This is a genomic window from Alteromonas sp. ABH4_456 (genome assembly GCF_056160645.1).
This window is the reverse complement of record NZ_JBSWXO010000014.1, coordinates 90,686-117,652: the sequence shown is the minus strand read 5'-3', so window position 1 is coordinate 117,652 and position 26,967 is coordinate 90,686. Positions and strand designations below refer to the sequence as shown.

At 46.2% G+C, this 26,967-nt stretch carries 21 protein-coding genes and 1 pseudogene; 11 read left to right on the top strand and 11 right to left on the bottom strand.

Translation table 11 applies throughout. From position 1 onward, the window contains the following. Positions 1-89: 89 nt before the first annotated feature. The 3 genes and pseudogenes from ACXAG2_RS18465 to hmpA form a co-directional block, all read right to left on the bottom strand. Positions 90-419, bottom strand: a pseudogene (locus ACXAG2_RS18465) (Glu/Leu/Phe/Val dehydrogenase dimerization domain-containing protein); the annotation flags it as partial. 25 nt (positions 420-444) lie between these two features. Further along, positions 445-846 carry a GreA/GreB family elongation factor gene (locus ACXAG2_RS18460; protein ID WP_474869395.1) on the bottom strand — a complete coding sequence of 134 codons (402 nt, stop codon included), beginning with the start codon at positions 844-846 and terminating at the stop codon, positions 445-447. A gap of 404 nt (positions 847-1,250) precedes the next feature. Continuing rightward, positions 1,251-2,441 carry an NO-inducible flavohemoprotein gene (gene hmpA / locus ACXAG2_RS18455; protein ID WP_474869393.1) on the bottom strand — a complete coding sequence of 397 codons (1,191 nt, stop codon included), beginning with the start codon at positions 2,439-2,441 and terminating at the stop codon, positions 1,251-1,253. Positions 2,442-2,638: 197 nt separating this feature from the next. Between hmpA and norR the strand changes: the two genes are divergently transcribed. Further along, positions 2,639-4,219 carry a nitric oxide reductase transcriptional regulator NorR gene (norR, locus tag ACXAG2_RS18450; protein ID WP_474869390.1) on the top strand — a complete coding sequence of 527 codons (1,581 nt, stop codon included), beginning with the start codon at positions 2,639-2,641 and terminating at the stop codon, positions 4,217-4,219. Positions 4,220-4,286: 67 nt separating this feature from the next. Then, on the top strand, positions 4,287-5,192 hold the full coding sequence (locus ACXAG2_RS18445; RefSeq protein WP_474869388.1) for an HPP family protein: 906 nt from the start codon (positions 4,287-4,289) through the stop codon (positions 5,190-5,192). Positions 5,193-5,219: 27 nt separating this feature from the next. Here ACXAG2_RS18445 and ACXAG2_RS18440 read toward each other — a convergent pair. Continuing rightward, positions 5,220-6,355 (bottom strand): IS3 family transposase gene (locus ACXAG2_RS18440; protein WP_474869385.1). Its coding sequence is split into 2 segments (ribosomal slippage): positions 5,220-6,115 and positions 6,115-6,355, totalling 1,137 coding nucleotides; the frame shifts between segments, so codons are not numbered across the junction. A 144-nt stretch (positions 6,356-6,499) separates the two neighbouring features. On the opposite strand from ACXAG2_RS18440, the gene ACXAG2_RS18435 reads away from it, so the two are divergent. From ACXAG2_RS18435 to ACXAG2_RS18425, 3 genes are all read left to right on the top strand, one after another. Beyond that, entirely contained in the window at positions 6,500-6,802 is a 303-nt protein-coding gene (locus tag ACXAG2_RS18435) for a DUF4113 domain-containing protein (protein WP_474869383.1), read from the top strand. A gap of 84 nt (positions 6,803-6,886) precedes the next feature. Further along, the gene (locus ACXAG2_RS18430; RefSeq protein WP_474869380.1) at positions 6,887-7,396 is read left to right on the top strand and encodes an HAD family hydrolase; all 510 of its coding nucleotides are present in this window, start codon (positions 6,887-6,889) and stop codon (positions 7,394-7,396) included. A gap of 276 nt (positions 7,397-7,672) precedes the next feature. Next, positions 7,673-11,587 (top strand): ATP-binding protein, encoded by a 3,915-nt coding sequence (locus tag ACXAG2_RS18425; RefSeq protein ID WP_474869377.1) that lies wholly within the window; start codon positions 7,673-7,675, stop codon positions 11,585-11,587. Between the two features lie 29 nt (positions 11,588-11,616). Here ACXAG2_RS18425 and ACXAG2_RS18420 read toward each other — a convergent pair whose 3' ends face one another. After that, positions 11,617-12,537, bottom strand: coding sequence for a LysR family transcriptional regulator (locus ACXAG2_RS18420; RefSeq protein ID WP_474843601.1), 921 nt, complete (start codon positions 12,535-12,537; stop codon positions 11,617-11,619). Between the two features lie 112 nt (positions 12,538-12,649). Here ACXAG2_RS18420 and ACXAG2_RS18415 point away from each other — a divergent pair, with 112 nt between their 5' ends. Beyond that, complete coding sequence (locus ACXAG2_RS18415; protein ID WP_474843599.1) at positions 12,650-13,246, top strand: glutathione S-transferase family protein; 597 nt, start codon at positions 12,650-12,652, stop codon at positions 13,244-13,246. A gap of 10 nt (positions 13,247-13,256) precedes the next feature. Here ACXAG2_RS18415 and ACXAG2_RS18410 read toward each other — a convergent pair whose 3' ends face one another. Then, the gene (locus ACXAG2_RS18410) at positions 13,257-13,547 is read right to left on the bottom strand and encodes a hypothetical protein (protein ID WP_474843597.1); all 291 of its coding nucleotides are present in this window, start codon (positions 13,545-13,547) and stop codon (positions 13,257-13,259) included. Between the two features lie 20 nt (positions 13,548-13,567). On the opposite strand from ACXAG2_RS18410, the gene ACXAG2_RS18405 reads away from it, so the two are divergent. After that, the gene (locus ACXAG2_RS18405) at positions 13,568-14,854 is read left to right on the top strand and encodes an ammonium transporter (protein WP_474869375.1); all 1,287 of its coding nucleotides are present in this window, start codon (positions 13,568-13,570) and stop codon (positions 14,852-14,854) included. 203 nt (positions 14,855-15,057) lie between these two features. Beyond that, positions 15,058-15,801 carry a sugar-binding protein gene (locus ACXAG2_RS18400; RefSeq protein ID WP_474869373.1) on the top strand — a complete coding sequence of 248 codons (744 nt, stop codon included), beginning with the start codon at positions 15,058-15,060 and terminating at the stop codon, positions 15,799-15,801. 30 nt (positions 15,802-15,831) lie between these two features. Here ACXAG2_RS18400 and ACXAG2_RS18395 read toward each other — a convergent pair whose 3' ends face one another. The 4 genes from ACXAG2_RS18395 to ACXAG2_RS18380 all read right to left on the bottom strand — a co-directional run bounded on the left by ACXAG2_RS18395 (position 15,832) and on the right by ACXAG2_RS18380 (position 22,186). After that, the gene (locus ACXAG2_RS18395) at positions 15,832-16,515 is read right to left on the bottom strand and encodes a chemotaxis protein CheB (RefSeq protein WP_474869371.1); all 684 of its coding nucleotides are present in this window, start codon (positions 16,513-16,515) and stop codon (positions 15,832-15,834) included. Further along, the gene (locus ACXAG2_RS18390; protein WP_474869369.1) at positions 16,499-20,167 is read right to left on the bottom strand and encodes a chemotaxis protein CheB; all 3,669 of its coding nucleotides are present in this window, start codon (positions 20,165-20,167) and stop codon (positions 16,499-16,501) included. Before ACXAG2_RS18390 ends, ACXAG2_RS18395 begins: the two co-directional genes overlap by 17 nt. A gap of 86 nt (positions 20,168-20,253) precedes the next feature. Then, positions 20,254-21,426, bottom strand: coding sequence for a flagellar assembly protein T N-terminal domain-containing protein (locus ACXAG2_RS18385; RefSeq protein ID WP_474869366.1), 1,173 nt, complete (start codon positions 21,424-21,426; stop codon positions 20,254-20,256). A gap of 4 nt (positions 21,427-21,430) precedes the next feature. Continuing rightward, the gene (locus ACXAG2_RS18380) at positions 21,431-22,186 is read right to left on the bottom strand and encodes a flagellar basal body L-ring protein FlgH (protein ID WP_474869364.1); all 756 of its coding nucleotides are present in this window, start codon (positions 22,184-22,186) and stop codon (positions 21,431-21,433) included. Positions 22,187-22,369: 183 nt separating this feature from the next. Between ACXAG2_RS18380 and ACXAG2_RS18375 the strand changes: the two genes are divergently transcribed. Beyond that, the gene (locus tag ACXAG2_RS18375) at positions 22,370-23,197 is read left to right on the top strand and encodes a hypothetical protein (protein WP_474869362.1); all 828 of its coding nucleotides are present in this window, start codon (positions 22,370-22,372) and stop codon (positions 23,195-23,197) included. A gap of 52 nt (positions 23,198-23,249) precedes the next feature. Here the strand turns inward: ACXAG2_RS18375 and ACXAG2_RS18370 are convergent, their stop codons facing one another. After that, positions 23,250-25,472: an ATPase, T2SS/T4P/T4SS family gene (locus ACXAG2_RS18370; protein WP_474869359.1), complete on the bottom strand. Its 2,223-nt coding sequence runs from the start codon at positions 25,470-25,472 to the stop codon at positions 23,250-23,252. A 513-nt stretch (positions 25,473-25,985) separates the two neighbouring features. Between ACXAG2_RS18370 and rpsJ the strand changes: the two genes are divergently transcribed. Then, on the top strand, positions 25,986-26,297 hold the full coding sequence (rpsJ, locus tag ACXAG2_RS18365) for a 30S ribosomal protein S10 (RefSeq protein ID WP_008845776.1): 312 nt from the start codon (positions 25,986-25,988) through the stop codon (positions 26,295-26,297). A gap of 18 nt (positions 26,298-26,315) precedes the next feature. Further along, the gene (gene rplC, locus ACXAG2_RS18360) at positions 26,316-26,954 is read left to right on the top strand and encodes a 50S ribosomal protein L3 (protein ID WP_119499828.1); all 639 of its coding nucleotides are present in this window, start codon (positions 26,316-26,318) and stop codon (positions 26,952-26,954) included. Positions 26,955-26,967: the final 13 nt, after the last annotated feature.

The window sequence follows — 26,967 nt, the reverse complement described above, 5'->3', positions numbered from 1 at the left end:
GGCTCGGTATGCCTGTTCGTCAGGCAACTGATTAATTGGCTGGAGCGCCTGACAATAAAGGGACTGAAGCAGTTATTTGATCAACAACGCCGTTCAAATCCTAAGAATTTTATAATACTGGCATTGACCGAAGGATGAAAACGAAGTCCTCCTTTGTACGGACCAAGTGCCGAATTAAATTCAATGCGGTATCCCTTATTAATCTGTATATTTCCGCTGTCATCTTGCCAGGGCACCCGAAACATAATTTGTCTTTCGGGTTCAACTAATCGCTTTATAATTGAATGCTTCGCATAATAGTTGTTTTTTTCCAGAACAGGTTCCAGAGTTCGCAGGACTTCCTCAACAGCCTGATAAAATTCAGTTTGTGCCGGACTGCTTTGTTTTAGCTGAGAAATAGTAGTACTTAAATAATTCATAAATCAACCTGTTAATGATTACCTTCTAATCACAGACGAGATAACGGACTTTTCTTTTTACTTCTAATATATCAATTTGTTGTTCGCCACTTTTAGTACTCCAGCTAATTTTTTGACCAGCTCTTAAACCTAGTAATGCCGAGCCAATTGGTGCGAAAATTGAAATGCCGTCTTCGTATTTATGCATATCCAATGGAAGGCAGAGTGTTTTAGTCAAGTATTTATCAAACTTACTTATTTTAAATGTAACCTGAGAACCTATTGCCACCACGTCTGGAGCAAGTTCTTTAATGTTAACGACTTTGGCGCGAACTAATTCTTTTTCTAATTCGTCAAACTTTTCAGCCGGTAATTTAATTTTTCTTAGCTGTTCTTCAATATCACTCAAGTCTTCATATGAAATTGTGATGTTAGGTTTTCTTGACATGATAATCCTTCCTCTTTGAATTAAAAATCACTCGCAGGAGAGCCTTCCCTGTGAGGAAATAGAAATTTAGTCTATAGCTTTAATTTATTCCGGTACGGAATTTCTGGTTTTAGATAAATAAGAGGCGGCCGAATGCAGAACTGCATCCGGCTTAATTGGGTAAGGTGAGTAAAATGCTCTTGTTGAGATTACAGTGCTTAGTCATGATTTCCTCATTGCTGTCACTGATATTAATACTTAATAAAAAAATAACAAGAACTTTTAAGATTATATCGCTCCGTATATATGGAATTAGCAGTGAAAAGTTCTGAGTTTTTCACCATGAGCAATATTTTATTCTTTAAGGTATTTTTTTGGCTGATTTATCAAAGAGTTTATTGGCGTCAATTATCGTTGAAACTTGATTAAACTTCTTGATGCGGTCCGAATAATTCATAATTGATTCGCGATTGACTGACGCCCAAGGCTAATAATTCATGCTTGATAGCAAGCATAAATTGCAAAGGTCCACAGAGATAAAACTCGCCCTCTTTCAGTGGTAAAGAACCTTTAACATCTTCTATTTTCATTCTTCCGGTAGTTTCATTTTGACTACTGCTAACGTCATTTTCATACCACGTGTGCGACTGCAGGTTCAGAGTATTCTTAACACTCTCAACATGTCCTTTGAAAGAATGCTGATTTCGATTTTTACATGCGTGAAGATAGGTCACCGGATGTGCGAAGTTCTCTTTTACTAAAGAATCTAACATCGCTTGCATAGGCGTCAGACCCACACCTGCAGAAATCAATATAACCGGAGTATCAAGTTGTTTTAGATAAAAGTCCCCGGCAGGGGGCATGACCAGGACTTCATCGCCAACATTTATTTTTAAATGAAGATAATTAGACATTACACCACACATTTCACCCAGGCCTTCCCGTTTAACACTAATGCGATAGGATTTTCCATTCGCGGCAGTTGATAGTGAATACTGCCTTATTTCATCATGCTCACTACCATGAGGATGCACCTTTATTCCTAAATACTGGCCCGGTTTATAATCGATAACACTACCGCCATCGACGGGCATTAAGGTAAAACTGGTTACGAGTTCGGATTCGGTCTCTTTTGAGACGACAGAAAAGGCTCTGAAGCCAGACCAGCCTCCTTTTACAGCAGCCCTTTGTTGATACAATTCACTTTCAACTTTAATGAAAATGTCTGCTAATTGACCATATGCAGCTGTCCATGCATCTTCAACATCAGGAGTAAACGCGTCCGGAGCCAATTCTCTCAATGTCTCAATCAGATGATGTCCCACTATTGCGTACTGTTCAGGCTGGATATTAAAACTGGTATGCTTGTGTGCAATACGCATAACGGCATCTGTCAGTAGCTCTAACTGATCTATGTTGGCAGCGTATGCAGCTATCGCATTAAATAGAGCCGCTGGCTGACGACCTGTTTTCTGATGCGTCATGTTAAATATATTTTTAAGCTCAGGATTATGTAAGAACATTCGGGCGTAAAAATGTTCGGTAATTGCGGTTCCTCCCGAAGCAAGTAGTGGAATGGTCGCTTTGACAGTATCTATATGAGTTTGAGTAAGCATTAACATACCTTTAATGACGTTAAGTATTTGGTAGCTATGAGTAATGCGACTCGTGTGCCAAATTTTATTTCACTTAGTATCAATGTGTTACGAATAACTCTTTAAGATATGTGTCAAAATGACTCATCACTTAATCGGCTAATTAGGATCGTTTGTGTCATAATGACCTATACTTCGTGTTAATACAAAATGGTCTCATGAGTAAAATATCTCAATTTAGTTTGGTTAACTTTGCCCTTGATCTGTCCGCCGCAGTTTCGATGAATTGTTTTTATGAAAGTTTGATTTCTGCCGTTTGTGCAACTATTAAAGCAGATGCTGTAGCACTATTGATTTTTCGACAAGAGACACTTGTTCCCGTTGCGCAGAGAGGGTTGTCCGATGACGTCATGGGGCGACGGTTTATTCCAGAGCAACATCCACGTTTAAAAGCAATCTGTAGCACGAGAGCGGTCACTCGCTTTTCAGCTGATTCGCCGTTACCAGACCCCTATGATGGAATGATTGCAAGTCATAACCATAATATGAACGTACATTCCTGTATGGGAATTCCTTTATATAAAGATGAAACGTTGCTAGGTGTAATTACTCTCGATAGCATGGAGCCTAATGAGTTTGATGCGCTTGATGCCGCTTCAGTTGACACACTGTCCAGGCTGGCAGCCCGGCTTTTATATGCTGCGTTATATATCAGAGAGTTAAATAAACAGAAGACTCATACTCAGCATGTATTACGGGCAATGAATGAGAATAGCTCTGAGCATCATCAGGGTGAAGAAATAATAGGAAATAGTGTTACGACAAAAAAATTAAAGCAGACCATTCGACTGGCAGCTTCGTCCGACCTCACAATTTTAGTGCAAGGTGAAACTGGTGTGGGCAAAGAACTTGTTGCCCGTGAGCTACATTATCAATCAAACCGGCGGAATAAACCGCTCGTATATGTAAATTGCGCTGCTATTCCTGTTCATCTGATAGAAAGTGAACTCTTCGGCCACGTGAAAGGTGCGTTTACCAGTGCCGCAAACGACCGCGATGGTAAGTTCTTACTTGCTGATGGCGGAACATTATTTCTGGACGAAATTGGAGAGCTTCCGCTTGAAATTCAGGGTACATTGTTGAGAGTAATACAGAATCAGGAAATCCAGGTGGTCGGTCAGGATAAGAGCCGAAAAGTGGACGTTAGAATTATTGCTGCTACGAATAGAGAGTTAGGGCATGAAGTTCAAAATAAACGCTTCCGGGCCGATCTTTATCATCGTCTCATAGTGTTTCCGATATATGTCCCGCCTCTTAGAGACAGACAAAGCGATGTTCCGCTTCTGGCTGGCTATTTTGCAGAGAAAATGCGGCGAAGTCTGGGACTGCAAAAGTTGATACTGGCTAAAGAAGCAATTTATAAACTGACAGTTTATCACTGGCCGGGAAATGTAAGAGAGTTAGAGCACGTCATATCACGCGCAGCACTTTATGCTCGAGAGAAGAATCCAACCGGAAATACAATAATTGAGCCATCTGACATTACCGGTTTAACCGTGTCTTCAGACTCTTTAACAAGTAAAGACACAGATTCGTCCACCGTATGTTTCGAGACCGATAGCCATACCGACTTACGGGAAGCAACAGATAAATTTCAACGTCAACTCATTATCAAGGCATTGCATCACGCAGAAAACAACTGGTCTAAGGCAGCCAGATCTCTGTCAATGGACCGTGCAAATCTTGTCAGACTGGCGAAGCGCCTTAATATCACCCTAGTGAAAAAGATAAGAACGTAGCTTTTCGTTCACAGAAATTATAGATATTGTCTATACGTTTCCTATATCTGACCTTACAAAGGAATATATGTTAAATACGCTAAAACGGTTTTGGGGTTTTCAAAACAACGTAGTTGTATCAGAAAAAGTCGTTGCCACTATCGGTGGAATGCTCGCTATATTTTTATGCTTTTTTCTTACAACATGGTTGCTAGGCACGGAGGGAGCAGCGGCAATTTTACCATCCATGGGAGCGTCAACGGTCCTTCTTTTTGCTGTTCCTCATGGCCAGCTATCGACGCCATGGGCATTCTTCGCTGGCAATGTTCTTTCTGCTATTGTCGGCGTTACAAGTGCACAATACATTGAAAATCTCTTTATTGCCGCTCCGGTAGCAGTGTCGCTTTCGATATTTATTATGCACCTATCCCGCTCACTACATCCTCCAGGTGGTGCTACCGCTTTGGCAGCTGTAATTGGTGGGTCTGCGATAACGGATTTAAGTTATTGGTACGTGCTCACTCCAACTATTATCAACTGCATGATTCTGTTTGCTGTTGCGATACTGTTCAACAATCTTTTTCACTGGAGGCGTTACCCGCAAAGTCTTATGCGATATAAGGAGATAGGCTATAACCCTGACACGAGACGCATAAAAATGCGACATATCCATGAGGCAATCAACCGGTCAGAATTGGTTATTGATGCCAGTGACGAGCAAATTAAACATATCATTGACTTAGCTGATACGATTTTACACGAAGAATTAATAGCCGGTTTTGAGCTCGAAATGGGCGCATTCTACACAAATAACCAACCCGGGCGTTTATGGTCTGTTCGTCAGGTTGTAGACGAAAGAAAACATAATAGTAAGCATAAGTACTTGCTTATATATAGGGTGGTTGAAGGTGATGGGAAGGGATTCTCCGATTGCTGTACCTATCAAGAATTTGCCGAATGGGCAAAAATGAAAATGACGCCATCGCAAGTTTAGCATGCTGGTTAATAGTCAAACTGATACTTAGTTTAATAAAGACGTAAACTTGTTGTCTTGATTAGCAAGTCTACGTCGCATTCTCGGATTATGGAACCGTTCAACATAATCAAATATATCTGCTCTGGCTTCATCTCTTGTTCGGTACTGCCGATAGTTGATGCGTTCACGTTTCAACACCCCGAAGAACCCTTCGCAGGCTGCGTTATCTGCACAATGCCCAACGGCGCTCATACTGCTGGTTAAGTTTTTCTGCTTCAGTAACCGCTGATAATCGCCACTGGTAAATTGTGTACCGCGATCAGAGTGTAGGATCACGTTATGTTGTTCCTGACGTTGCCATACGGCCATCTCAACAGCCCGCATCACCATATGACGGTCCTGCCGATGATGCATCGACCAGCCGACAATGAGTTTGCTGAACAGATCCAGCACAACACACAAATAGAGTTTTCCTTCCAGCGTCCCGACCTCTGTGATATCAGTCACCCACTTGGTTTCTGGTTCACTGGCGTAAAAGTCACGTTTTAAATGATTGGATAGTCCAGTTGGTCGCACTGATTTACGCTTTGCTCCCCGGCCTTTCTTACGCGGCCAGCCATAAAGTCCATTTACAGCCATCAACCTGGCTACACGATTTAAGCTTGCCTTTATCCCTTCAGCCAGGAGATCTTCGTGCATGCGAGGCGCACCAATAATGCCTCCACTGTCGTCATGGATTTCGCGCATTCGCTTTAGCAGTTTTGCGTTTGCCTGTTCTCTCGCACTTGGCTGACGCTCCACCCAAGCGTAATAACCGCTGGGAGAGACATTAAGACAACGACACATAAGACGAACAGAGAAGGTATCGCGGCAACGCGATATCGCCAGATACCTTACGGTAACTCTTTGGCGAAGAACGTTGCCGCTTCGCGCAAAAAATCCCGTTCCTTTTTAACTTTGGCAAGTTCTCGTTTCAATCTTGCCATTTCCTCATCACGAGGGGAGCCGCTGCCTTTGAATGCTTTATCTTTAGATTGCTCAGCTTCGCGCTTCCAGCGACTCAGAAGATTGGGATTGATACCGATATCCAACGCAATCTGACGACAACTTGCATCAGGCTGCTGGGCAAGTAATACCGCTTCGCGTTTAAACTCTGGAGAATACTTTCTTCGTTTGGTCATAGACACTCCTTTCAGGCACAGTATGCCTCTTTATGGATGTGTCCGTAAAATCTGGGTAGAACCCATGCGAATCCTTTCGCTGCCAGCGGACATTATCATAAAGTTGTACAGCACCGTTTTGCCATTGCCACGGCGGATACACGAATGCTGTCGGAGGCCGCCGGTAATGCAGCTGATACCTTGTATAAGGAAGGGGTTTTGTTTCATAAGTGCGGCGTGGGAGCAATTGAAATTCAGGATGAAGATGTAAAACAGCCGGATTTATTCGCACAAAGTGAAGGGAATACAAAGCTGATGGCATGCATGGACGCCATTAACAGAAAATACGGCAGCAGTACCATCGGCATCGCGGCGAAAGGTGACCATCAACCCTGGCGTATGAAGCGGGCGTATTTATCTCCTCAGTACACAACTAACTGGCGGCATTTACCCCAAAGTCAGTGTTGATGACATAAATGTTAGATTCAAAAGCGACATGGTTCGCTACACTAGGGATGTACCGAATGCTTGGCAACAAAAGGGAGAAAAGAGATGAAGTTAGATTTGACGAATGTCAGCGGAGTAATATTTGATTTAGACGGTACGCTGGTGGAGTCTGTCCTCGACTTTTCTCAAATGCGCCGCGAAATTGGTTGCCCTGCCAGCGAAGATATCCTTACCTTTATCGATAACCTGCCTGATGAAACCTCAAGAGCATCGGCACAGCAGATCATTCTGGATCACGAAATGGCAGATGCAGAGAATGCGAAATGGCTGCCGGCTGGAAAATCCATGGTAGATGCCGTAATCAACGCTGAGCTGCCCGTTGCTATTGTTACCCGCAACTGCAAACAGGCCACAGCGCTTAAAATCAGCAACAACCAAATCCCCATTTCAACGGTCCTTACCCGTGAATGCGCCCCTGCCAAGCCCGATCCCACGGCACTACTTATGATTGCCGGACAATGGCAAATAGCCCCCGCACATATCCTTTATGTGGGAGACTATATCTACGATCAGCAAGCTGCAGAAAATGCGGGCATGCAGTGGTTGTTGGCTTAATCTAAACTTGAAGGATAAACAGGTAACTTAGGCGGAGCCTTTGGTATTACGGCCGAAGTCTGCTCAATCGTATTTGTCTCCGGTAACGTTCCTCCACTGATAAACTCCAAAATATCGGCATTACCCAACTCATCCGATGCGTTAATTTTATACAATATTTCCATTGTAATCTTCTCCATGTTTATGATTAATATAAATAAGAACTCATTAAAAGCGTGATGATTATCTCGTTTTTCAAAGCAATGGATTGTCTTAAAAGGTCATGGAGTGTCCAAAATGAAGTTTTTTGGTGTATTTGTCCTATTTTGTATATTAAATGTCTCATTGAGTGTAATTGCCTCCGGTTTCCAGTCTGAACTTGACTATTCCTACGAATCTCCTGACCTGACCATAGGTATCCCCTCTGCGATAATTGTATCGGAAGACGGTGTCTGGACCGGCGGTGAGAATGGGTTAATGGATATAAGGGCCGGAGAATTATTAAAATTCTCAAAGGCAAAAAATAGTGCAGGAATATCGACATGGGTAACTGATATCGACCGCCTGAATAATCGCTATTTGCTTATAAGTGTTTATGGGAATGGCTTGTACTTAATGGATACAAGTAGCAACGAAGTAAGGCCTGTTAACACATCAGGTATTAAGAACAGAGGCTTTTGGAAAACAGATATCGGCCACGACAAAATCATCGTTAGTACGCTCTCAAACATCCACATTTATGATATTGCGACAATGCAGGAGAGTTCAAATTTAAGGGGTAAAGGAATTGTCATTGGTGACCAGGTCGTTGATTTGGCAGTTGACGATTCATCAGACGGAATTTGGTGGATTGACAGAGATGAAGGACTTTTCTTCTATTCTTTTGCTAACGAATCGTGGGCACAATTTAATCTCTCAATCGAGCCTTCTCAAAAACTGCATACACTGACCATTGACGAAGAACACCTGTACATTGGCGCAGATAGTGGTGTGCTTATTTTTAATATGATGACAAAAGGTGTGAGATTAGTCAGTTCCAGAAATATTCCCGACGAGGATTCACAACCAGTCCGTTCAATTTTCATCGATCAGAATGAGAAGGTATGGGTGGCAGCAGAAAATTTATATTATCTGGATTCGAAACAGGAACAACTGATAGCACACGAATTTTTGCAAGCTGAAAATGAACTTCTTATAGTCACAGATATGGCTGAAGACAGATACGGGAATTTGTTTGCAGTTGATACAACCCATGGCCTGGTTGTCCTCTCTGACTTAATCACATCCATCTCCGCTACGAACCTGCCATTCACCGGGCAGGAGGTAATGTCTGTAGAATCCATGACTAATTCAGATATTCTGCTGTTAAGAAATAATTCTCAAGTTGCTGTTACGAGTATTTCCGAAGATAGCGAAATGGAGAATACTATTTTCCAGGTTGAAGGGAGAAGGGTGCTCTATGGTCATGAGGCTGTATATCTGTTTGATGAAGAGTTTAACCTTTACCCGTTAGATAAAGAAGTAAATGAAAGCCATCCCCCTTCCGGCATATCAGAAAAAATCGACGAAGTAGTTTTTAAGAGTGTTTTAGAGGCATTTGAGGTAGGCGGGATAATCTACGCGCTGGTTCAGGATTCAGAAGGGAACAAGTTGCTTAATCTCAGCCATGGCTACAAAGAAGTATTACCTTATTTCATTTCAAATATACGAAGAACGACAAATGATTCTTTAATCCTGACCGTCGACGGAGTGGGGATTTTCGAGATTGCAGGTAACTCCGGAATAAAGCAAATTGACTTCGGAATATCTCACCAATATCAGGTATATACATCTATTTATTCTGATAATGAAAGTTTACTGATCGGTACATCAGGTAACGGATTCCTCTTTAAAGATTTAATGTCAGGCGACGCCGGGATAAAAAATTCCGGCCCCGGATTCATTCGTGATGTTGTTTCTTTGGATAAATACTGGCTTGTAGCTGCAAACAACGGATTATTCGCTATTGGTAAAGAGCATGGAGAAAACATTTTTATAGGAAAGAGCTTTGGAATTACCGATTCAGACTTTCAGTTTGACGGGATCGAGGTTACGAAGAACTTCATCTTGGTAAGGGGTGACAAGCAAAGCAATTTGCTTGAAAAAAATAGCTTTTTGGGAAATCTGAAGCAACTCAGTCAGAATAAGCACAACATCGATACATCAAAGATTAAAATTGAAGTTGCTGATAGTTCTGTGGAAATGCTGGGTAGCGAAAAGGGGATCTCCACTGTAGAAGACAGTTTTACAATTGGTCTTCCTTCGACAAATTATGTTGCCAGAGGTTTACTCAGCTACGAATACAAATTGACGGGCAGAGATTCCGACTGGATCAAATTAGCTCCGGAAGAAAGAATAATTACTTTAAGCGAGCTTCCTGTCGATAGTTACTCGCTGAAGATCCGCATCCACGATCCCAGAAGCCATGTAGAGCAGCCTGTTACTACTATCCCATTGAACGTACTTCCACCGTGGTGGCGCACGTGGCAGGCAATGATGGTCTATCTGTTGATAGTCATTATTGGTCTTTATCTCGCTTACAGAAGCTATTTGAAACGGGTTGATGAACAGGGGGCTATGCTTACAACGCTGGTAGAAGAGAAAAATAGTGTCATTCAGGATACCAACCAGTTTATGCAGCGGATGCTGCGGAATAAACAACGTGCCATGGCGAATTTGTCACACGAAATCCGTACACCACTCACGCTTATACTCGGGCCTTTGAAGGAAGTGCTGGAAGCGCCGGATTCAGACAAAACGGTGGAGCGGGTTGAGCTCGCTACGCGAAATGCAGACCGGATCAGTGTGCTGGTTGACCAGATGCTGGAACTGGAAAAACTGGAATACATCAAGACTCTGCCTCCCCAGCATTATGAGCTGGATCATGATATGCCCCGCATCATGTTTGACTTAAAAGCATACGCGGCGCTGAAAAAACACCAATTAACATGGCAGTGCTCTGGCCAGAAGCGAATTACGTTATTCACTGACAGTCTCGAAAAAATTCTCAGTAACCTAGTCTCCAACGCAGTGAAATATACACCTGAAGGCGGAAAGATCGGCGTATCGGTAAAACAGCGGCAGTTGCAGCTGGTCATCGAAGTGAGTGACAACGGAGCCGGCATGACTGAAGAGCAGGTGGATAAGATTTTCGACCGTTACACCCGTCTGGAAAATGAAGCCGAAGGTACAGGTGTGGGGCTGGCGCTGGTGAAGGAACTTGTTATTGCTAACGGCGGGCATATTAAAGTGGAATCTGAGCCCGGAGCCGGTTCCTGTTTTACCGTATTTTTGCCTATGACGGGATCAACAACAAAGTCGCAGGCCATAGCGAAGGAAGTGAAAGAGAACCCGGCACGTCATTACAACATCGATCGTGAACTGGTGGGTGAAGGAAAAGTCATTCTGGTAGTGGATGATAACGAGGAATTGCGCACCTATATCCGGGACTTACTGGGAGGCGTTTATCGTTGTCTGATGGCATCGAATGGCAAAGAAGCGCTGGATATCATTGCCAGAGCAAAGCCTGACCTTGTTCTGACTGACTATAAAATGCCGGATATGGATGGTCTGGCTTTCGCAAAAGCCCTGCGCAGAGATGACTCTCTGGCGAAAGTGCCGCTAATTTTCATGTCTGCCTTTGGCGATCCTAAAAGTATACGGCTGGCACTTGAAGCCGGTGCCGACAGCTATATGACCAAGCCGTTAGAGAAACCGCTGTTGCTATCCAGAATAAGTAATTTATTTGAACGCTATCAACCTGTGGAGCCGGAGGTGACTGAACATGTCACAGAAGAACCAGAGGACGAATTACCCGAATTTGAAAATGAGCAGGGGCAGCGGTTCTATTTTAAAGCACTGGAATTAATGGAAAAACACTATGGAGATGAAGATTTCACAAAACCTGTGTTCGCTGAAATGATGGCGGTCAGTGACAGGCATCTTCAGCGCTTGTTCCTGTCGTCTTTTGACAAGCCATTCAATGCCGTGATCAGAGAATTCAGACTTGAAAAGGCCAGAGGCATGCTGGAAGAGGGGATGCAAATCACTCAGATTTCTTACGATACAGGGTTTGCTTCACCTTCCCACTTCAGCAGGGCTTTCAAAGACGTTTACCATACAACGCCGTCGAAATATCAGAAAGAGCACTATCACTTCAAACGAAAGGCGTAGAAGCGGGCTAAGCTACGCACACGGTCTTTTTATCGTTCTGCCCCGGATTCAGCTATTTGAATCAAATCCTGTTGCAACGGCCTTGTCAGCCAGTCCGTCATCGTCCGCAGTCGTTTCGTTTGCAGCTTTACCGGCGCATAGAGTAAGTGTACCGGCAGCGGGTGAGGCTCATAATCCGGAAGTACGATAACCAGTTTGCCTGCCTGCACCAGTTCCGCTACCTGATAGTGCAAAAAACGACAAAATCCCACGCCACTGACACAAGCTTCTAACGCTGCATCCACCTGATTGGTGGTAAGACGACTGCTGAGGGCAATCTTCTGACTCTTCCCGCCTTTTGTGAACATCCACTCTGACGGGCTTTCCAGTACGCTTAAATGAATTGCCGGCAAGCCGTTGAGTGAATCCGGTGACAACACTGACTGGTGAGCAGACAGAAATACAGGGCTGGCACAAAGCACATGGCGCATGGTGCCCAGTTGTCTGGCAACCAGATTATGATTACCGATGCGTCCTATCCTTACCGCTACGTCCACGCCTTCACTGAGCATATCCACCGGCCGGTCCAGCAGTAACAAATCTACCTGCATTTTCGGATACCGTGACAGGTACTGGCTGATCTTAGGCATGACATGGCGTTTGCCGAAGGTGACCGGTGCCGTCACTGTGACTTTTCCCTGAGGTTCCGTTTGCCGGTCTGTCAGGCGACTCTCAGCTTCTGTAACTTCGGCCAGTATTGTCTGACAGCGGGTGTAGTATTCGCGCCCCTCATCAGTAATGACAATACTGCGTGTAGTGCGGTGAAATAACCGCACTTCGAGATGATTTTCAAGGGCCGCCAGAGTGCGTACTACGGATGTCAGAGATGTGTTCAGATGCTCTGCTGCCCCGGTCAGGCTGCCCTTGTCTGCGATGGTCACAAACACCTGCATGGCTTTAAACTTGTCCATAACCCTTCTATTAGTGCGAAAAACGGTTTACTGAAATTAACTATCGCATCTTTATTGCGATATGCATACGGTTTAACGTGAAACAAATCGTTAACAACGTGGTGGAAAATACATGAAGCTTTATGATTTGGAATTATCAGGAAACTGTTACAAAGTGAGATTATTCGCGGCTCTGGCGAACATTGAGCTGGATATTGTGCCGGTGGATTTCATTAATGGTGAACACAAAAGTGATGCCATGCTTGCCCTGAACCCCTGGGGCGAAATTCCGGTGCTGACAGATGGCGATATTACGCTCAGAGATGCTCAGGCCATCCTTATTTATCTCGCCCGCAAGCACGACCTTGAAAGCTGGTTGCCGGCAGATGCTCAGGGTATGGCAGAAGTGCAGCAATGGTTGTCAGTGGCGTCGAACGAAATACAGCATGGTCCGAACGCCGCACGGCTGGTAGATAAATTTGGTTATGCGCTGGATAAAGTCACCACGCTGGGTACCTCTGAACGTATATTAATGTTACTTGAGCAGCGTTTGTCAGTGCACGACTGGCTGGCGCTGGAGCGTCCGACAATAGCCGATTGCGCGGTAATGCCTTACGTGGCGCTGGCCCCTGAAGGTGGCGTGAGTTTATCAGATTACCCTGCTGTGAACCGATGGATTGCACGTATCAAAGAATTGCCGGGGTTTGAACCTATGCCTGGTGTTGAATAATTCCCAGCTGTCATGCTGCGCCTGTCAGAAGGTGCAGCATCATATTCTGATGTCCTGCCTGATTATTGAACGAAAACACAGCAAACCATAAATAATTGCTTAACAGTGCATAAATATTCATTAATTTAGACTTTTTACTAATACGAAGGTCAGGTATATTTTTGATAAAAATGCGTCTCGCAAAAAATAAAAGCAATAAGCGCGACAAGGAGGCGTTTCCGATCCGGTAATCCGGCACGGGGTTGCAACCTACGATATGGAAATAAAAGACGCCACAAAGGCGCGATAAATCCAAACTCATTAAAAAATCAGGACAACATTATGCGTAACTGGCTTCCAGCTGTTGCTTTACTCTTGCCGTGCCCGGTATTTGCTCAGGCGTCTGCCGATACGGGCGATACCGCCTGGATCCTCACTTCAACTGCACTGGTACTGTTTATGACATTACCGGGGTTATCCTTCTTCTATGCTGGCCTGGTACGCAGTAAAAACGTGCTGTCGGTACTGATGCAATGTTTTGCTATTGCCTGCGGCGCATCGCTTATCTGGCTGATTGCCGGTTACAGCCTGGCGTTTGGTGAAGGAAACAGCTTCATCGGCGACTTCTCAAAAATGTTCTTAGATGGCGTGACGAAGGACAGTTTGTCCGGCACCATCCCTGAAGCATTATTTTTTATGTTCCAGCTCACATTTGCGGTTATTACACCTGCGCTGATGGTGGGCGGCTTTGCCGAGCGTATGAAGTTCTCTTCCGTGCTGATATTTGCGCTGGTGTGGCTGGTACTGGTTTATCTGCCAGTTTGTCACTGGGTATGGGGCGGCGGCTGGCTGGCTGAAATGGGACTGCTGGACTTTGCCGGTGGTACCGTTGTCCACATTACTGCAGGTGTGGGTGCTCTGGTGGCTGCACTGGTGATTGGAAACCGCACGGGCTATGGCAGTGCTTCCATGATCCCGCATAACCTGACGATGACTGTAGGTGGCGCAGGTATGTTATGGGTAGGCTGGTTTGGCTTTAATGGTGGTAGCGCTGTGGCTGCGAACGGTGATGCTGCAATGGCGATGCTGGTGACTCATATCAGTGCTGCAGCAGGCTCGCTGGCATGGATGACACTGGAATGGAAAAAATACGGTAAGCCTTCTGTACTGGGTATTGTCACCGGTATGGTTGCCGGACTGGGTACAATTACGCCAGCTTCGGGGTTTGTTGGCCCTGCGGCCGGTCTGGTTATCGGTTTATCTGCCGGTGTGATTTGTTTCTACTGCACCAACCTGATCAAACAGAAATGGAAAATCGACGATTCTCTGGACGTTTTCCCTGTGCACGGTGTTGGCGGTATTCTGGGAACGTTCCTTGCCGGGATCTTCTGCTCACCAGATTTAGGGCTGTTCAGCGGCTATGGTTTCGGTGGCGACAACACCAGTATTTCTGAGCAGTTAACCGTGCAGGTGATTGGTATTGTGGCGGTATTTGCTTACACAGCCGTGGTCTCCTGGTTACTGCTTAAAGTGGTATCTGTAATGACTAACGGTCTGCGTGTGGATATGGAAACCGAGCAGAAGGGCCTGGATATCTCAAGCCACGAAGAGCGCGGATATAATCTGTAATCCCGCTGCTTTGTTGTGAACAGACGCCGCGTTATGACACGCGGCGTTTTTGTATCCTCACGAAGAATGCTGTTTAAAACAACTCTGCTCAGTCGTAATAAATAAAACCCTCTGATCAGGGGTTCACATTATGTGCAGAGCGTGTAAAAATTCTGTGAATGTTATCGGTAACGTTGAGCGTATTTTCCACACAAGGAACCAGTATGTATAAAAGATTGCTCACCGCGGGGGCGTTAAGCTTCAGCTTACTTTCACCTGTTGCCATGGCGATGGATGCTACATTTGCCAAAAATGGTGTCACTGTAAACGGTGCCGGTGATGATGCTGTGTGGCAGGAAGCACAATGGCACCCGCTTGAACATTTGATGGTAGGAAGCATGCCATCAAAAGAAGATTTTTCCGGTCGTTTTAAACTGGCATGGGACGAGGGCAAGCTCTATCTGCTGGTGGAAATTGTGGATGATATTCTCATTGATACCCATCCGGATCCAAAGGATAAATACTGGGATGATGATTGCCTGGAAGTGTTCATAGACGAAGATGCATCAGGCGGCAATCACCAGTACAGTTATAATGCGTTTGCCTATCACGTTGCGCTTGATGGCAATGCTGCTGACTTTGGTGATGAGAATGATGGTAATGGCGTGGTGTTGCTGAACGACCATGTGGAAAGTGAATGGCATCGCGATGAATCATCGCCGTATACCATTACCTGGGAAGTGGCGATTGATATTTATGATGATTCATTCAGTACCGCTAAGCCGGGCGACCCGCTGTCATTAGAAGAAGGTAAGATAATGGGGTTTATGCTGGCGTACTGCGATAACGACGGCAGCCCTGAGCGTGAACACTTTGTGGGTTCTCATGAAATTACGCCGGTTAACGGTGATAAAAACTTGGGTTTCATTGATGCCTCGGTGTTTGGCAAAATTACGCTGGTGAAGTAATCAGATAAAAGAAGTAGCAGCGGTGTACTGCTACTTCAGTTTCTTTTTCAGTTCCCCGGCAACCTTTGCCGATTCAATGGCTACACTTTCCTGATCGTCAAAATGAGGATGTCGGCTAAGCTCACACATAAGCTTGGGGATATCTTTTAACGGCAGTACATGTGATGGATGGTCGTTCATAACAGCATTCAGCGGCAGGTAGGGCGCATAAGCATCTTCCGGAGACTGTGCTACGGTGATACCGCCCTGTGCCGATGTTTCCCGTAAACCCTGAACACCGTCGTCCAGATTCCCGGTAAGCAATATGGCAACCGTTCTGTCGGTATACTCCCGCGCAGCAGATTTAAACATCACATCGATGGCAGGTCGCCAGTAAGACTCATCAGGGGTTTCATAAAATTTAATACGGTTGTCCTCCACCCCTATGTGAAGGTTATCCGGAGGCAGATAGATATGACCTGATCTGACAACCTCTCCTTCAACAGCGTTTTCCACGGTTAGCCGGGTTTTTGCCTGCAATACCATGCGCATATCACCGGCTTTTATATCGCTGTTTTTTATCCGGTGTAACAGCAGGAAAACCGGAGCAGGAAAGTCGTCAGGCAGATTTTCCATAAGATGAATAAACGCCTTAACGCCACCTAATGAGGCACCGATAAAAAATACCGGACTGACCTCAGGGTATCTGACCACGCTATCAACTTGATTTTCCATCCAAATATTTCTCCAGCAAGCCATGAAGTTTAGCTATTTCTACGGGCTTGGGAAGAAAATCGCTCATTCCGGCCTGTTTGCAGCGGTTGATGATGTCCTGATGAACATGGGCGGATACTGCTACAACCCGGGTATTCTGAAGCTTGTCACCGGGGAGTTTTTTAAACTCTTCGAAAAAGGTAAAGCCATCCATTTCGTCCATCTGCAAATCCAGCAAAATAAGTGCATAAGTGCTGTCTTTCACTTCATTGAGGCCTTCTTTACCATTGCGGGCTACATCGTACTGCACACCCAGCTCATCCAGGTAAGACGACAAAATGAAAATATTGGCTTCGTTATCCTCGATAATGAGTACCCTATGGTCGCCTGTATTGCGAAGCTTAAGCTGGCTCACCGGTACATTGGTGACCGCTTCCCTGACCACCTTGGGCGTTTGCATGGGCAGATTAATTGTAAAGGTAGTGCCTTTGCCTTCTTCACTTTCAACGTCGATGCTGCCGGCCATCAGACTAACCAGTTCTTTGACAATAGACAGCCCGAGGCCGGAGCCGCCGAAGCGTCTGGCAATGCTTGAATCTGCCTGCGTGAACTTATCGAATATTTGTTTGATATGTTGCTCAGACATACCAATTCCGGTATCCGAAACTTGCAGAACCAGTTGATAAACCGGTTTGTCCCAGTGACCTTTAGCAATAATCTTTATTGTGCCGTTTTCAGTGAACTTAATGGCATTTGACAGCAGGTTAGTGACTATTTGCTGTATTCTTAACGGGTCGCCGATAAATGTGTCTGGCAGATCTTTGTCAAAAACAGCCGAAATCTTGCGGTCGCTGTTCACATTATCCATGGAATACAAGTCAATGAGATCGCGGATGATGGCTTTAGGCGAAAATTCCGTATATTCCAGTGACAGCTGCCCGGATTCCAGCTTGGCAAAATCCAGTAAGTCGTTGAGTAGATCCCGTAACTTCTTCGTGGCGTTATCGAGAATTTTGAGCAGCCTGGCCCGCTTTTCTTCATTATCAATTTGCAGGCCGAATACTTCATTTACACCCACAATAGCGTTGAGAGGTGTACGAATTTCGTGGCTGACATTAGCCAGAAACTCTGTCTTCGCCAGGTTAGCTTTCTGAGCCTGTTCCCGTTTCAGATCCAGCTCTTTTTGCTGATGCACCAGTTCAGTATTGTCGATGAAACTGAGGATCGCGCCTTCAATCGACTGGTTAGTCGCGTAGTAGGGGGTGATGTGCACCCAGAAATGTTTGTCTTTGTATTCTGCCTGGATGGTTTGAGTACCGGCAGTAGACGCCACTTTTTTGATGATTTTATGCAGATCAAAGCTCTCGAACCGCTCCTGAAGACGTTCGGCGAAGTGTTCCAGCTCCGTTGTTAAAGAGAAGAACTTTCGGGCAGCCAGGTTTGCCCTGACGGCATTCGAATCACTGTTAACACATACCAGCGGGAACTGCAGTGAATTCTTGATATTAACCAGTTGATTCGTCACCTGCTCCAGTGAGGTGGTTTTGTCATTTAACTGGTCGTTCATCGTCACTAATTCTTCATTAGTGGACTGCAGCTCTTCGTTAGTGGTTTCCAGTTCCTCGTTAGAGGACTGCAGCTCTTCATTGGACGATTGCAGTTCTTCGTTCATGGACTGCAATTCTTCGTTAGATGTCTCCAGTTCTTCCACTACGGTCTGGATGTGCTCCCGCGCCATTGAAAGTTCGTCTTCCAACTCTTTAATGCGCTCTGACGATTCGTCATGAATTTCCTGACTTGCCGGCTTTTGTACATCAGCCGTTCTGGTAAAACAGACAAGCAGGAACTTCTCATCCTGCTCTTCTATTTGTACCGGCAGCACCTTCATTCGTACCTGGCAAGGTTCACCGTCAATGGTCAGGCGGCGTAACTGACTTTCAGACTGCTTTTTGGTGCGGGTCACTTTATATACCAGAGGCCGGATTTCATGGCGGAACATTTCAATGACAATCTCGTTTAAGTTAAACGAGGGTTTGCCTTTGGGAAACTTAATATAGTGGGCACTGTTACCGTATATGTGCTCAACATCCAGGTTATCGTTAATTAATACACAGGCATCGCCGAGTTGCTCTACCAGTGCATCCGGTAAGCTGGGTGGCCGGGAGGTGTCTGTAACGCGCTGAGGTAACTCTCCGATAGATACAGAAGATTTGCCGCTTAAATGGAACCGTTGCGGATTAAACGAAGTAACGCTGCGCTTCTGGAAGATTTTGTCCTGAGAGTTCACAGAACGGAATATATCCGTTACCTGTGATGTACTTTCAGATTTCCCTAAGAACAGGTGACCGCGTTCACGCAAGGCGTAATGGAAAATACGGTACACCTTCTTCTGCAATTCCTGATCGAAGTAAATCAGCAAGTTGCGGCAAGTGAGCATGTCGATGCGCAGGAAGGGAGGATCGTCAATAATATTATGACCGGAGAAGAGAATGATGCGTTTGAGTTCGTCTATGACCTCATAAGCATTTCCTTTCTTTTTGAAGTATCTCTCTTTGTATTCTTTCGGCACATCCGCCATGGATGCTTCGCTGTACAGGCCGCGTCTGGCTACTGCCAGTGCATCGGTGTCTACGTCTGATGCAAATATCTGGTGCTCTTCGCTGCTGATTTTATCCGGCCCGCCAAGTGCTTCTGACAGCATGATGGCCAGACTGTAAGCTTCTTCACCGGTAGCGCAGCCAACAACCCATAAGCGAACCGGTTCGCCGGAGGATTTGCCTGATTTAATGTCCTCAAGAACAGGGGCCAGTTGACTGAACGTAGCGGGGTCGCGGAAAAAGTTGGTCACAGAGATAAGAATGTCTTTGTATAACATCCGCACTTCTTCTGAATCGTGGCTCAGCAGTTCCACGTAGTCGTTAAACTCGTCCACCTTCCTGGCCAGCATTCTGCGCTCAATGCGTCGCTGGAGCGTCGCCTTTTTATAATGCTTGAACGATACACCACACTGTTTCCTGACAATATTGACCAGGTCAATGAATTTGTCCTGTACCTCGTCAGCTTCGATTTTTACTCTGAGTTCCTGAGGCAGTTTGGTGCTGAGATCTTTAAGATGTTTGCCGATACCGGACGGGCCCAGACAAAAGTCTACACACCCGGTGTCAATTGCCGAACGGGGCATGCCGTCGTAACCGGCAGTCTTTGTATCCTGCGCGTAGGTGATGCCACCATTGGCTCTGATCACCTTAATACCATGAGCGCCGTCAGTCCCCGTGCCTGACAAAATTACTCCAACCGCATGCTCTTTTTTCGCTTCAGCCAGCGAAACAAAAAGTGCATTCACTGAAGGTTTGGCTAGTGAGTTGGTTTCTTTATCTGACAAATACAGTTTATCACCCTGAACGGTGACGTCATATTTAGGTGGCGTGACATGAATGACGTTAGGTTGGGCAACCATTCCGTTGGTAATGGTTTTGACTTTCAGCCGGGTATTGCGCTGAACCAGTTCAGTCAGTTTGCTATCGTGTTTAGGAGACAGGTGCTGGGCGATGATATAAATCATATTTGAATCGCCGGGGAGCTCCTCACACAGATTTTGTATGGGTTCCAGTCCACCCGCTGAGGCACCAATACCTACCCAAAAATAACGCTGTTCAGGTGACGGAGATTGCATCTAACCAACTTGAAGATAAAGAAATATTGGCCTCATCTTATCATTTAGTCTAACGAGATCCATCAAAACCGGGGTTGGATTATGGTTTACGGAGCAGGGGCGGGCATCACAAGGTCATACAGGTCCGCCAGCGCAGGAGACTGCGCTGCAGCACTCTTCAACAGCGCAGCATGAGGGTTCACTTCTGCAACGGTAAACAGTACATCGCCCAGTGTATTTTGCATGGCAAGGCCAGTGTAGGTAGTTCTGCTTAACGTGCGCTTTTTCAACAGAGCGAACGTGTCTCCGACGACCACGCCGTCTGCACTGCCCATACCAATCACCAGTTCACCTGACAGTTTGTCGACAACCTGCGTTACGGTGGCCTCGCAGGTGATAATGCTGGTAATGTCGGACACGGCAGCATTCACTGTGTTCAGCGCCACACGGCCAAAGTCGCCGCGCCAGAACAGGCTGTTATTGGTATCTACACTTTGTCCTTCCGGGTAGCTCCAGTTCGCTTCGGCATGGTAGCTTTCCTGAAACAACAGGGAGTTTCTGAAGGCATCAACAACATACACATCCAGGGTAAAGTTTCGCCGTCTTGATACATCATCATCGTCTTCAATGTTGATTTGTTCGAACAGGCTGATGTCGCGAATATAGCCAAAAACAATGAACTGCCGCCCCTGGGTCTGTGCCAGATAGGAGGCTTTGTCGTAAATAATCTGCGGCGTCAGTGAGTTGAACGCGCTGGTAGAGGCAAACGCCTTATCCAGCAACTGCACATTGAGTTGCTGTTGCTGGCGGATTAACTGTTGCTCCAGCCGTTTACTGATTTGGTGGCCAAAATCGTAAATATCGCCGTGGGCGGCCTGTCTTGGTCGTAATAACTGAAATTGTGTCACCAGTACTGAGCGGCTGTATTTGTCGCTGTCACAGGCAAAAATAGGTGTGATGTTCACTTTTACTGAAACAGTGAGGTAGCCGTCCTCTAATGTTTCATCGATGATTTCAACCCGTTGAATACGTCCGGTGGAGTGGATCTCAGCTTTGCTGCTTATGAGGAGTCCGTTTAAAACCACATCTTCAGCCGTAATGAGGCTGCCTGATTTAAACGACGCATCGGCGATAGCATTTTTTATGGCCATAATGCGTACGTCGTCCAGCGGTGCATTTTTAACTGCCAGCTTTGCTTCGCCCTGTACCCATTCTGCATGGACGGGACGAGACAGCATCACCATTGCAACGACAGCACATAAACAGCGGATTAAATACATACAGCTACCCGAAAATAGAAAACAGTTTACTTAACAGGCTGCGCTTCTGATTATCCTGCAGCTCGCCTTTACCGCTGTATTCAATAAGTGCATTACCGACTTTTGCAGAGCTGACGGTATTGTTCACATCAATGTCTTTAGTCCTTACCTCGCCGGAAAAACGGATAAACTCCTTCCCCTGATTCATGGTGATCCACTTTTCACCGGCCACCACCAGGTTGTTGTTCGGGAGTACTTCTACCACGTAAACCGTGATCTTGCCCTCCAGGGTATTGGACTGGCTGGCATTAGCAGAGCTGTTAAATTCACCCCCCTGTTCATGGTCAACATTTAAATCGTCATCGCTGATGTGTATCGGACCTGCGTTCACAGTAAGCGGTTGGATCTGAAAGCTCGCGCTTTTGTCTTCATTGTAGTCGACAGACTTTTGCGAAGATGTTTGTTCGTCCAGTTCTATCAGCACCATATCGCCTACACGGAAGTTGTGATGCAGCTCGTACAAGCCCGCTGCATTGTCCGGGTCAAACAGCGAACCTGTAGGAACACGGACTACTGACACAGTCTGACTGCGCGGCGGACGGAAAGTGGCTTCCCCCTGTGAGACTTCCTGCTGACTGGTATCAATGGCGCGCTGTTTTACGTTCGGATTTGTCGGACTGGACGCCACCACTTCCTCTTCTTCAGACAGGGTTGATGTGCAGCCTGCCAGAGCCAAATGTAAAGAAGCGAAAATCAGTAAATACTGGCATTGTAATTTCATAGCTGTTTAACCAAATGTGCTTGCTGTGCACGAAATTTATTATGTTCTATATGGAGTAAATGGCCGCCGTCCTTTGCGATTCGAAACAAATACTAACTGACAAACTCGTAAAAACACGCTCAAACATGAGCGATTTGCGAAACCTTTACAATGTTGACAAATGCCTGCCGGGTAGGGGGATTTATGCGTATTTTCGATGCAATTGGCGATTATTTTACCACAGCAGATGAGTCCGCTCAGGCCGTTTCAGACGTGGCAACTACCGCTGCGGAAGTGGTATCTGACAGTAACGGCTTTACTGCGATGCTGGCTATGCTCACATCCGCTGACGATGACACACAAACACAGGCGCAGGATGCGACGATTGCGGATATTCAGTCTCATTTCACCTCTTCACTGGGGATCCCGGGACTGGATGAAGACGTGCTGTCATCGCTGACATCAGACTCCGGGCTGGCAAAAATGCAGAACGCATTTCTGGCTATGTTGCAGGCTGATTTGCTCTCTTCATCTGAGGCATCCTCTGAAGACACCGGAGAGACTGCGGCCTCAGATTCTGAGGCTGAAAGTATTGCGCTGGCAGACGGGGAAACAGGCTGGGACAGCTTCATGAATGCCGCTTTTGGTGAGGACGGGGTCGACTGGAACGATGGCTTTGATGCGGTGAATCTGCTGCATCATATACCCATTGTCGCCGATGTGTATCAGTCGGTATCGTCAACAAATATCAGTGCGGTATCTGATCTGGCTGGCAGCTTTATGTACGGTGGTCCGGCTGGCCTTGCGTACTCTGCAGCGAACCTTACCGTGCAGGAGTTTACCGGCAGTTCGATTACCACAAACCTGTGGGAACTGGGTTACGACTGGCTGTTTAACCGTGACGTGACCGGTGGTAATGAAAGTTTAACTGAAGCCGTTGCCGGGGAAGGCGGAGAAGCTGTTGCCCATTCAGCTTATCAGTTTGCCAGACGGCAATTTGATGCTGATGCGGCGGAAGAAAGCGGCAACTGATTGCCGCTTTTTTGATTGTTAGCCGGTGAAGCCTGCCGGAATTGCTGAAATATTATTCGGCACCACTGACAATCTGGACCTGCGCCAGATCGGTGTCGCCCTTAATGACTTTATAAATGGCATCCTGCACCAGCGTGCGCATGCCATCTTTCATAGCCTGTTCTTTCATATCAGACACACTGCCTTCTTTATATATCAGGCCACGAAGTTCCGGCGTCATCCCTAACAGTTCGTGAACGCCGGTACGGCCACGGTAACCTGTTCCGCCACACTCTTTACAACCGTCCGCTTTATGCAGCATCAGAGGGGAGGGCAGATCCAATTCGTTCAGGTAGCTTTCACCGTACTGACGTTTAATGAACGCAATATCATTTTCTGACGCAGGATATTGTTGCTTACAGCTTTTACACAGGGTGCGGATAAGACGCTGGGCGAGAATTCCCACACAGGCATCAGAGAAGTTCACCGGGTCAAGACCCAAATCAAGCAGACGGGTTATCGTTTCCGGTGCTGAGTTGGTGTGCAGTGTGGATAATACAAGGTGACCGGTGAGTGATGCCTCAATGCCGGCATGAGCCGTTTCTTTATCACGCATCTCACCGATAAGAATAATATCCGGGTCGGCCCGTAAGAATGCCCGTAATGCATTAGCAAACGTAAATCCGATTTTCGGGCTTACCTGCACCTGTTGCAGGCCGGCCTGGGTAATTTCCACCGGGTCTTCTGCTGTCCAGATTTTCTTTTCAGGGGTGTTGAGATAACCGAGTACGGCGTGCAACGTAGTTGTTTTACCTGAACCGGTGGGGCCTACTACCAGCAGAATACCGTGAGGCTTGCGGATCATACTCTCCAGCCGGTTCATATTAGATGGTGCCAGGTTCATCTTATCGATGGGCATAGCGCCGCCGGAGGCAAGAATACGCATTACCACGCCTTCACCGGCCACAGTCGGAATGGTTGCTACCCGAACTTCAACCAGCTGACCATTCATCCGGAAAGCCAGTTTTCCATCCTGAGGTACACGTTTCTCTGCGATATTCAGATTGGACAGGATTTTAATCCGCGCAATAACTGCACTGTGGTGAGACTGAGGTATCTGACTCATATCCCGGCAAACACCGTCTATGCGCATGCGAACCCGTGTGGGGCCACCTTTTTCAGGGTCAACGTGAATATCGGAGGCATTCAGTCGTTTAGCATCGTGCAGAACCCGGCTTACAAGGCGGACAACTGCCGGCGCATCGTCCGACATCTCATCGACCTGGTCTTCGCCTTCGTCATCACCGGCGCTGATTTCATCGAGGATCTCACTCATCTCGCCGGGCGCACCATTGCCACCGCCTTCACCCAGGTATTGTAAAACCTGATTAGGCAGCGCCACGGCGATTTCGTAACTGTCGATACCCATGGCGCTTTCAATTTCCATGAGCAGGGCGGCGTTGTTCGGCTCTGCCATCAGAACAATAGGGCGCTCATGAACATCTGCAATCACGGCAACGAGGTTACGTTTCAGATAAGACAGGTTCAGGCGGCTGTCATTCTGAAACAGATGGTACTTTTCCGGCAGATAAGAGATATAAGGAACCTGATAATGCACCGAAAGGGTATTACCGATATCGTGTTCACGGATGCTGTGTTCAGACATAAGACGCTGCACAATCGTGCGCTGGTCGTTGGTGCTGTTCAACAGGTCTGTGAGCGCAGCGGGTGCTATCTGATTTTTATGCAGTAATAAGTCAAAGGGGTGATTAGTACCACCCAGCTCATAGCGGAACTTATTGCCGAGTAGCTCAGTAAGTTGTTTCGCGACGGTAAGGTCGCTGCCATTGAACGGACCGGTCTGCTTATTTATAAGCTGCATGACACCGAGTAGTACGCCGGCATTTAATACCGGTACACAAAGAATGTTGTTGGTCCGGAAGTTACTGCTCTTATCGAATTTATCTGCAAAGCGCAGGCGGGGATGAATACCTTCGAGTTCTTCTTTATTATAGGGATCTGCAATGACGATGGGGCGTTGGGCAAGTGCTACGTAACCGGCAATAGACAGCGGCGAGATGGGTACTTTAATTTCCTGCGTCGCTTTACCGGTTTTGAACCGTGCGACCAGATCCTGGTGCTGACGTCTGCGCTGGAAAATACTCATTCGCTGTGCATCGAACAACTCAAGAATGATGGGTTCGATTTCACTGAAAGCATCTAATAACGACGAATGCTTCGCCAGAATCGTATTAATTTTATCAAAAGCGAGTTGCTGACTACTGTTTCCAAGCATAAATAAAGTATCTGTCTGTGACTTATAATACAAAAAGGCAGTGCTGCCCGGCACAACCCGGAACCGGTATACAAAGAAAAACCGGTACCTATATAAAGAGGTTTCACAATAACCCTTTATGACCAAAGCGGCAACTTGACCGTCAGACCAGAAGCGACATTTACGCTTTATTACAGTCCGGTCCGCACCATTCTTTTCCGGTTCACACCCTGTTGAATAAAAATAGATCAGTTTTTCGCATTTGTGAGTTGCGCTTAACCGATAATTCTGTATAATTCGCGCCCACTTGCCCTGTACAACATGTAACAGGAGCATGGTTTCGGCCGCAGCTACACTGCTTTTAGGGTAGATGCCGAAGCTACAACAGCGAGTAATCGGTGACGTAGCGGGCGTGTCAGAAACAAAGAACAAGATTCCAATTGGGAATCACTGGTTTATACGCACATCTTTTCGTCCCATCTAAAGAGGGAGTGAGAAGATGATTTTTTTGTTCTTTCGATTGGAGCTTAATCGATGCCAAATCAAAGAATTCGTATTCGTCTGAAAGCGTTTGATCACAAGTTGATCGATCAGTCTACGGCTGAAATTGTAGAAACGGCGAAACGTACTGGTGCTCAGGTAAGCGGTCCTATTCCTCTGCCTACTCGCAAAGAACGCTATACAGTTCTGGTTTCTCCGCACGTTAATAAAGACGCGCGTGACCAATACGAAATCCGTACTCACAAGCGTTTGGTAGACATCATCGAGCCAACTGATAAAACAGTTGACGCGCTGATGCGTTTGGACTTGGCTGCTGGCGTTGATGTTCAAATCAGCCTGGGCTAATAAGAGAGGGTATTAACAATGGCGATTGGTCTAGTCGGTCGTAAAGTGGGTATGACCCGCATCTTCACTGAAGATGGCACGTCTATCCCTGTGACTGTTATTGAAGCGACCCCAAACCGTGTTACTCAGTTACGTACTGAAGAAACTGACGGTTATCGCGCTCTTCAGGTTACTGCTGGAACTAAGAAAGCGAACCGCGTAAACAAAGCTGAAGCAGGTCACTTTGCTAAAGCTGGCGTTGAAGCAGGCCGCACTCTGGTAGAATTCCGCCTGGAAGATAACGAAGGTGCCGAAATTGAAGTGGGCAGTGAAATCACTGTTGAAATCTTCAACGACACTAAAAAAATTGATGTAACTGGTACTTCTAAAGGTAAAGGTTTCCAAGGTGCAATCAAACGTTGGAACTTCAGTTCTCAGCGTATGACTCACGGTAACTCTTTGTCTCACCGTGCACCTGGTTCAATTGGTCAAAACCAATCACCTGGTAAAGTTTTCAAAGGTAAGAAAATGGCTGGTCAGCTTGGTAACAAGCAGGTGACTACCCAATCTTTGGAAGTAGTACGTGTTGACGTAGAAAATAACCTGATCCTGGTTAAAGGTGCCGTACCTGGCGCAACTGGCAACGATGTAATCGTAAAGCCAGCTGTTAAAGCGTAACGTCTGGGGAGTG

Excerpts from the sequence above, each read along its gene's own strand:
- ACXAG2_RS18425 (WP_474869377.1), top strand. The coding sequence starts at position 7,673 with ATGAAGTTTTTTGGTGTATTTGTCCTATTTTGTATATTAAATGTCTCA.
- norR (WP_474869390.1), top strand. The coding sequence starts at position 2,639 with ATGAGTAAAATATCTCAATTTAGTTTGGTTAACTTTGCCCTTGATCTG.
- rplC (WP_119499828.1), top strand. The coding sequence starts at position 26,316 with ATGGCGATTGGTCTAGTCGGTCGTAAAGTGGGTATGACCCGCATCTTC.
- ACXAG2_RS18460 (WP_474869395.1), bottom strand. The coding sequence starts at position 846 with ATGTCAAGAAAACCTAACATCACAATTTCATATGAAGACTTGAGTGAT.
- hmpA (WP_474869393.1), bottom strand. The coding sequence starts at position 2,441 with ATGCTTACTCAAACTCATATAGATACTGTCAAAGCGACCATTCCACTA.
- ACXAG2_RS18375 (WP_474869362.1), top strand. The coding sequence starts at position 22,370 with ATGCGTATTTTCGATGCAATTGGCGATTATTTTACCACAGCAGATGAG.
- ACXAG2_RS18395 (WP_474869371.1), bottom strand. The coding sequence starts at position 16,515 with ATGGAAAATCAAGTTGATAGCGTGGTCAGATACCCTGAGGTCAGTCCG.
- rpsJ (WP_008845776.1), top strand. The coding sequence starts at position 25,986 with ATGCCAAATCAAAGAATTCGTATTCGTCTGAAAGCGTTTGATCACAAG.
- ACXAG2_RS18405 (WP_474869375.1), top strand. The coding sequence starts at position 13,568 with ATGCGTAACTGGCTTCCAGCTGTTGCTTTACTCTTGCCGTGCCCGGTA.
- ACXAG2_RS18445 (WP_474869388.1), top strand. The coding sequence starts at position 4,287 with ATGTTAAATACGCTAAAACGGTTTTGGGGTTTTCAAAACAACGTAGTT.
- ACXAG2_RS18385 (WP_474869366.1), bottom strand. The coding sequence starts at position 21,426 with ATGTATTTAATCCGCTGTTTATGTGCTGTCGTTGCAATGGTGATGCTG.
- ACXAG2_RS18420 (WP_474843601.1), bottom strand. The coding sequence starts at position 12,537 with ATGGACAAGTTTAAAGCCATGCAGGTGTTTGTGACCATCGCAGACAAG.
- ACXAG2_RS18400 (WP_474869373.1), top strand. The coding sequence starts at position 15,058 with ATGTATAAAAGATTGCTCACCGCGGGGGCGTTAAGCTTCAGCTTACTT.
- ACXAG2_RS18380 (WP_474869364.1), bottom strand. The coding sequence starts at position 22,186 with ATGAAATTACAATGCCAGTATTTACTGATTTTCGCTTCTTTACATTTG.
- ACXAG2_RS18410 (WP_474843597.1), bottom strand. The coding sequence starts at position 13,547 with ATGAGTTTGGATTTATCGCGCCTTTGTGGCGTCTTTTATTTCCATATC.
- ACXAG2_RS18435 (WP_474869383.1), top strand. The coding sequence starts at position 6,500 with ATGCTGTCGGAGGCCGCCGGTAATGCAGCTGATACCTTGTATAAGGAA.
- ACXAG2_RS18370 (WP_474869359.1), bottom strand. The coding sequence starts at position 25,472 with ATGCTTGGAAACAGTAGTCAGCAACTCGCTTTTGATAAAATTAATACG.
- ACXAG2_RS18430 (WP_474869380.1), top strand. The coding sequence starts at position 6,887 with ATGAAGTTAGATTTGACGAATGTCAGCGGAGTAATATTTGATTTAGAC.
- ACXAG2_RS18390 (WP_474869369.1), bottom strand. The coding sequence starts at position 20,167 with ATGCAATCTCCGTCACCTGAACAGCGTTATTTTTGGGTAGGTATTGGT.
- ACXAG2_RS18415 (WP_474843599.1), top strand. The coding sequence starts at position 12,650 with ATGAAGCTTTATGATTTGGAATTATCAGGAAACTGTTACAAAGTGAGA.